The sequence below is a fragment of the Intrasporangium sp. genome (assembly GCF_040414665.1).
In the GTDB taxonomy this organism is placed as follows: Bacteria; Actinomycetota; Actinomycetes; order Actinomycetales; family Dermatophilaceae; genus Intrasporangium.
This window is the reverse complement of sequence record NZ_JBEDUL010000008.1, coordinates 21,012-27,384: the sequence shown is the minus strand read 5'-3', so window position 1 is coordinate 27,384 and position 6,373 is coordinate 21,012. Positions and strand designations below refer to the sequence as shown.

At 72.6% G+C, this 6,373-nt stretch carries 6 protein-coding genes; 1 reads left to right on the top strand and 5 read right to left on the bottom strand.

The genetic code is table 11. The features are described 5' to 3' along the window. Nucleotides 1–181: 181 nt before the first annotated feature. Nucleotides 182–1,021 (bottom strand): RDD family protein, encoded by an 840-nt coding sequence (locus tag ABF401_RS00865; protein ID WP_353507639.1) that lies wholly within the window; start codon nt 1,019–1,021, stop codon nt 182–184. A gap of 57 nt (nt 1,022–1,078) precedes the next feature. Between ABF401_RS00865 and ABF401_RS00860 the strand changes: the two genes are divergently transcribed. Continuing rightward, a complete protein-coding gene (locus tag ABF401_RS00860) occupies nt 1,079–2,074 on the top strand; it encodes a stage II sporulation protein M (protein WP_353507638.1) in 996 nt (331 codons plus the stop codon). Between the two features lie 64 nt (nt 2,075–2,138). Here ABF401_RS00860 and ABF401_RS00855 read toward each other — a convergent pair whose 3' ends face one another. Genes ABF401_RS00855 through ABF401_RS00840 form a run of 4 tightly spaced genes read right to left on the bottom strand, consistent with a single transcriptional unit; the run spans nt 2,139 to nt 6,367 of the window. Next, nucleotides 2,139–3,434, bottom strand: a complete 1,296-nt coding sequence (locus ABF401_RS00855; protein WP_353507637.1) for a DUF58 domain-containing protein — start codon at nt 3,432–3,434, stop codon at nt 2,139–2,141. 25 nt (nt 3,435–3,459) lie between these two features. Next, complete coding sequence (locus ABF401_RS00850) at nt 3,460–4,491, bottom strand: AAA family ATPase (protein ID WP_353507636.1); 1,032 nt, start codon at nt 4,489–4,491, stop codon at nt 3,460–3,462. Further along, nucleotides 4,488–5,708, bottom strand: a complete 1,221-nt coding sequence (locus ABF401_RS00845) for a DUF4350 domain-containing protein (protein WP_353507635.1) — start codon at nt 5,706–5,708, stop codon at nt 4,488–4,490. Before ABF401_RS00845 ends, ABF401_RS00850 begins: the two co-directional genes overlap by 4 nt. Beyond that, nucleotides 5,705–6,367: a DUF4129 domain-containing protein gene (locus ABF401_RS00840; protein ID WP_353507634.1), complete on the bottom strand. Its 663-nt coding sequence runs from the start codon at nt 6,365–6,367 to the stop codon at nt 5,705–5,707. The genes ABF401_RS00845 and ABF401_RS00840 overlap by 4 nt, the downstream gene beginning before the upstream one ends. Nucleotides 6,368–6,373: the final 6 nt, after the last annotated feature.

The window sequence follows — 6,373 nt, the reverse complement described above, 5'->3', positions numbered from 1 at the left end:
GGTCGTGGGCGCGGCAACGGCGGTGGCCGAGGCCGCGGTGCTGGTCAGGGCCGTGGCCGCCGCGAGGCCAGCCGCACCGGATCGACAACCGCCTACTCGACGAGCTCGTCGGGCGGTGCCGCTGCCTTCTCGGCGGGCACTCGCGCAGGGCGCCGCCGCGGCTCGCGCTGACTGGCCCGCGTCAGGCTCGCTCGGCCCGTTCGTTTGGCAATACCGCGTCGCGGAGGGCTTGGTCCCGGCCCAGCCGCGCCAGGTCGCGTCGATACCGCTCGGCCATGACGGCGCGCAGGATGGACTCCGGGTGGTGGCCCGGGGGTGGCGGCGGAGCGACGAGCGGCAGGATCCGGCCGAGGAGGTGCTGGCCGAGCTCGTACCTCGCCTGCGGGTCGAGGAGGTTGGCGCGGGGCAGGAACTGCCGGACCGCCACCGCCACGTCCACCTCGAGCGGAGCGATGTCGGCGCTGTGGGCCCAGCCGGCCAGCTCCGGCGGGGCCGAGGGCGGCGGCGGCAGCTGGATGCGGCTTCGCTCGGCGATGACGTAGTCGCCGGCTGCCAGGTCGCCGAGGCGCTTGGTGCGAGCCGTGACGAGGGCGGAGATGGCCGCCGGGATCCCGGTGAGCAGGTAGATCTCCACCCACCCGACGAGGGCCCGCGTCAGGGCGTGCCGGAACGAGACCGGGCCACCGTCGTCACGGACCACCCGTAGACCGGTGATGAGCTTGCCGAGGGTCTTGCCTCGGCTCAGCGTCTCGGACACCGTCGGGACACCGACGAGGACGCCCACGAAGGACACGATGATGCCGGTGCGCGAGACCGCGTCGGACGACTCCTCGGTGAGGGCACCGGCCACGGAGAAGACACCGATGAGCAGGCCGATGTGGAGGATGACATCGATCATCCCGGAGAGGGCGCGCATCCCGAGGCTTGCGACGGGCAGCTCCAGAGCGACGCCCTCACCGGTCACCGTCTCCTCGGGGGCGTAGCTGCGCGAGCCCGGTACCGCGGGGGAGCCAGCCGTCATGGGAGGAAGCGTACGCAGCGAGCGAGCCCAGCGGCATACGGCCTATATCGTGACGGCGTGAACCTCGACGCGCTCGTCGCCGCGCACTCCACCACGTGGAGCCGGCTGGATGAGCTCAGCCGACGGCGCCGACTGTCGGGGGACGAGGCGGATGAGCTGCTCGACCTCTACCAGCAGGTGTCGACCCACCTGTCGCTCGTCCGCACGGGTGAGGCCGACCCGAGCCTCATCCGCCATCTGTCGACGATCCTCAGCCGGGCCCGTGTCACGCTGGCCGGGCAGAACACCTCGGCGTGGTCGGACATCGGGGCGTTCTTCCTGCTGACCTTTCCGGCCGCGCTCTACCGGCTCCGGCGGTGGTGGCTGTGGACCCTGGCGATCAACGTCGTCGCCGCCTTCCTCGTTGCCTGGTGGACGATCGAGCACCCGGCCCTCTACACGTCGCAGATGACGCGTGAGGAGATCGATGCGTACGTCGGCACCGACTTCGCGAACTACTACCGCGAGTTCCCCCACCACGAGTTCGCGACGATGGTCTGGGTCAACAACGCGTGGGTCGCGGCGCAGTGCATCGTCTTCGGGGTGCTCGGCCTGCCGGTCCTGTGGGTCCTGTTCCAGAACATTGTCGGCGTCGGCATGATCGGTGCGCTCATGGCCAGCCACGACCGGGCCTCGCTCTTCTTCGGGATGATCCTGCCGCACGGGCTCCTCGAGCTGACGGCGGTGTTCGTCGCGGGCGGTGCCGGGCTGTGGCTCTTCTGGTCGTGGATCGAGCCGGGGCCACGGCCGCGCGCCGTGGCCTTCGCCGAGGCTGGCCGCACCGTGGTGGGGATCGCGCTGGGCCTCGCAGCGGTGCTGCTCGTCAGTGGGCTGATCGAGGGCTTCGTGACGCCCTCGGCGCTTCCGACGTGGGCCAGGATCGCGATCGGGGTCGTGGCGGAGGCCGCGTTCTTCGCGTATGTGTTCGTCGTCGGACGCCGCGCCCATCTGAGTGGCGTCACGGGAGACATCTCGAGGGCCGCGGTGGGTGACTCGGCCCCCGTCGTGGGCTGAACTCTGGTTCAAGGTGGGGCGTCGCTCTCGAGAGCGAGCCATTACCTCGAACCGCGGTTCAGGGTCAGAGGAGGCCCTCGCTCTTGAGCCAGAGGTAGTGGTCGGCGAGCCGGGCTGGGAGGTCGTCCGCGTCGGCATCGATGACATCGACGCCCATCCGGTCGAGGGCCGCGGCGACGCGTTGTCGCAGGGCGACGGTGCGTTCGGCGGCGGCCGCGCCGTAGACGTCCGCCGTGGTGTCTCGTCTGGCGAGCATCGCCCCGACCGCCGGGTCCGCCACGCTGCCCAGCACGACCCGGTGCCGGGCGACGAGCGCTGGTATGACGGGGAGCAGCCCCTCCTCGATGGCTGCCGGCTCGAGCGGGGTGAGCAGCACGACGAGGGAGCGCTGGTGATGGCGGCTCACGACGGCGGCCGCGAGGGCGGACCAGTCGGCCTCGACGATGGCCGGGTCGATGGGCGCCAGCGCGGAGACGACCTCGGCGAGCGGGTTCGTCCGGTCGGACGACCCGACGACGCGGGCACGGACCCGCTGGTCGCCGGCGATGACGTCGACCCGGTCGTGGGCATGGCCCGCGAGGGCTGTCAGGAGGAGGGTCGCGTCCATGGCCGCATCGAGCCGGGGTACGTCGCCGACGCGACCGGCGCTCGTCCGGGAGGTGTCGATGACGATGACGATGCGTCGATGCTGCTCCGGCTGCCAGGTGCGCACGACGACGGACCCACGGCGAGCGGTCGCTCGCCAGTCGATGGACCTGACGTCATCGCCCTCGACGTAGTCGCGCAGCGAGTCGAACTCCGTCCCCTGGCCTCGACGCCGGACCGCGGACCGCCCGTCGATCTGGCGCAGCCGCGAGAGCTTGCTCGGCAGGTGGCGGCGCGAGTGGAACGGGTGCAGCACGCGGACGGTGCCGGGCACGGCGAACGACCGCTGCCGGGCGGCGAGGCCCAGCGGTCCGGTGAGGCGGATCGTGACGAGGTCGGCGTGCCGGTCCCCCCGTCGGGTCGGTTGGAGGCGGGTGGAGAGCCGGGTCCGTTCGCCGGGTCGGAGGCGGAGGTCCTGCCGGTCACGCTGCGCACCGGTTGACGGCTGCCACGCATCGCGCACCAGCCCCCGGACGGCTCGCTTCCCGGGATTGGTGACGAGGAGGTCGGTGGTGACCGACTCGCCCAGCCGCACCACGGCAGGTCCGGACCGCTCGAGGAGCAGTCCGCGTGGCGAGGGGGCGAGTGCCAGATCGACCGCGACGGCCACCGCGACCACGAGCGTCCAGAGGAGCACCGTGCCGACCGTTGGGCGCCACGCCAGGGCGAGCGCGCCCAGAAGCAGCACAACTGCGGTGCGGCTGGTCAGGACCACGCCGCGACTCCTCGGCGCCGTCTGGTCACCGGGGCACCGCGACGGAGCCGAGTGCGCTCTCGAGGACGGCGCCCACGCTCACGCCCTCGAGCTCCGCCTCCGGGCGGAGGGCGAGCCGGTGGGCAAGCGTGGCGTGAGCCATCGCCTTGACGTCGTCTGGGGTCACGAAGGTCCGACCGTTGAGCCACGCCCAGGCCCGGCTCGTCGCGAGCAGCGCGGTCGCGCCTCGTGGACTGACGCCGAGCGCAAGGGAGGGCGAGCTGCGTGTGGCCCGGGCGATGTCGACGATGTAGCCCGCGATCTCTGCAGAGACGACGACGTGCTGCACCGCTGCCGCCCCGGCCGCGAGGTCTGCCGCTCCGGCGACTGCCGAGACGCCCGCGGCGGCAAGGTCGCGTGGATCGAAGCCTGCGGCGTGGCGCTGCACGACCTCCACCTCGTCCTCCCGCGATGGCAGCGGCATCGTCACCTTGAGCAGGAAGCGGTCGAGCTGGGCCTCGGGCAGGGGGTAGGTGCCCTCGTACTCGACCGGGTTCTGGGTGGCCGCGACGAGGAAGGGGCGGGGGAGCGGCCGTGGGACGCCCTCCACGCTGACCTGCCGCTCCTCCATGGCCTCGAGCAGAGCGGCCTGGGTCTTCGGCGGCGTGCGGTTGATCTCGTCCGCGAGGAGCAGGTTGGTGAAGACCGGCCCCTCACGGAAGGTGAAGTCAGTCGTCCGCGGGTCGAGCACCAGGGACCCGGTCACGTCTCCGGGCATGAGGTCGGGGGTGAACTGGACCCGCTTTGTCGTGACGTCGAGCGCGGCGGCGAGGGCCCGGACCAGGAGCGTCTTCGCCACCCCGGGCACGCCCTCGAGGAGGATGTGCCCTCGAGTCAGGAGGGCGACGATGGCTCCGGTGACAGCAGCGTCCTGCCCGACGACGGCCTTGCCGACCTCGTTGCGCACCGCTAGCAGCGCCGCGAGCGCACCGTCCGCTCCGGCTGCTCCGGCTGTCCGTGGCCCCTCGGCTGATCGCTCGGTTCCGGACGGTCCCGTGATGGTGGTGTCGTCGCTCATTCGCCTCGCACGTTCTCCTCGAGTTGGGCCAGCTGCTCGGCGAGCAGCATCAGGTCACTGTCGTTCTGGGGATCCGCACCGTAGAGCAGGGCACGGACCTCGGTGGCATCGCGGTCAGTCGCCTGGGCCGCTGCCCCGACGACGGCGTCCGCGCCCGCGTGGTGTGGCAGTCCGAGCCGAGCAGACAAGCGACTCCGCGTTCCTCCGCGGAGACTGCCAGCCGCGCGGCCGCGGTCGGAGGCGCGGCGGTAGAGACGGCCCCGGGCCTCGGTCGTCTCGACGGCGCGCACCACGACCGGCAGGGGCTCGGCGACGATGCGCCCGAGCCGACGGCCCCTGGCCACCGCGAGGACGACGAGGGCAAGGGCGAGCAGGACCACACCGGGGACGAACCACTCCGGCACGGCCCGGTCGGACGGGACGTACCGGCCGCTCGAGTCCGGGACGGCCAGGTCCGTCACATCGGGCAGATACCACACGAGGCGGCTCGTGCTGCCGAGCGCCCGCAAGCCCACGGCCGCGTGGGACGCCTCGCTGACCTTGGCATTGATCACGGCCTCGGTCGATCCGAGCACGACCGTCTCCGGTCGAGAGCTTCCGGCGGGCAGGACGACGACGGCGGACGAGCCGTCCTCGTCGGCGAAGCAGCCCGTGGCGCCCTCTGGCATGGCGGCTCCGTGACCGTCGATCGAGCTCGTCGACCGGTAGAACGTCACGGCGGCGTCGATCCGGTCGTCGGGCTCCGCAACCTCCGATGTGCAGGTGGCGCTCATCCGGACGGAGGCACGCGCCGTGGAGCTGAGCGGAATGCCCAGATCCTCCAGGGCCACGTCGTTGGGCTCGAGCAGGACGAACCGGCCTGCGCCCGAGGCATGCTGGGCCGTGCGCTGCGCTGCCGCCTCCCCGAGGTACGCGAAGGAACCCACGAGCACGCTCGTGCTCGCATCCACGCGAGCCGACTCCAGGGCGGTGATGGACCGCACGACCTCCACGTCGACGCCCTGCTGCCGGAGCACCTGGGCCAGAGCGCGAGACCCGGAGCGCCGGGAGCTGTCCGGATCGGCCACCTTCCCCGCCCCGTCGTCGCCCGCGGACAGGAAGGCGAGCAGCGCCAGGGCAACGACAGCCGCGATGGCGACGACTGCGGTCACGCGCAACCGGCTGCGTCGAGTGCGGGTCACGGGAGCCGGCGCGGCCGGCAGGTGCGTCGTGGTCACGGACTCACCCGGGCCCGCTGGATGAACGGCCGGGCGGCAGCCAGTCGGCCGTCGAGGTCCCCGACGAACCGCGCCACGGTGGCGTCGACCCCGACGTCGCCGTAGCGGATCGCGTCGAACTGGTCGGCGGCCCGCGCGAGCGCTCGGGCCTCCTCCGGGAAGATCCCCGTGAGCGCCACGCTCACCTCGTGAGCGGTGCGGCCCGGGTTGTCGTCGATGATGGCGCGCTCCGCCGCACCAGCGGCGATGGCCCGGAACCAGTCCATCGTGGCGGCCTCCATGTCGCCCGCCTCGTGGGCGGCCCGAGCCCGGGCCCGGTAGGCATCTGCGCGGAGGTGGGTCTCGTCGAGTACCGCCTCGCGCCGCCCCGCGCCGCCTGCGCGCGCCTCCCGACGAACCTTGACGAGCAGGAGCAGTGCGACGAGACCGGCGGCGACCGCGAGGGCCACGGGCAGGACCCAACCCGGCAGCCCGCCCGGACCGCGGCCGAGCAGGTCCGCGATGAGCTCCGAGACCCATTCGATGACCCGTTGCAGCAGGCCTCGGTCGTCTGCGTACTCCGGCTTGGCGAGCTCACGCCGCACCCACTCGCGCGCCTCCTCGGCCGACGGGTCGACGGGCACCGCTACGAGCCAGCCGTGCGCGGCCGCCACGCTCACGCGCTC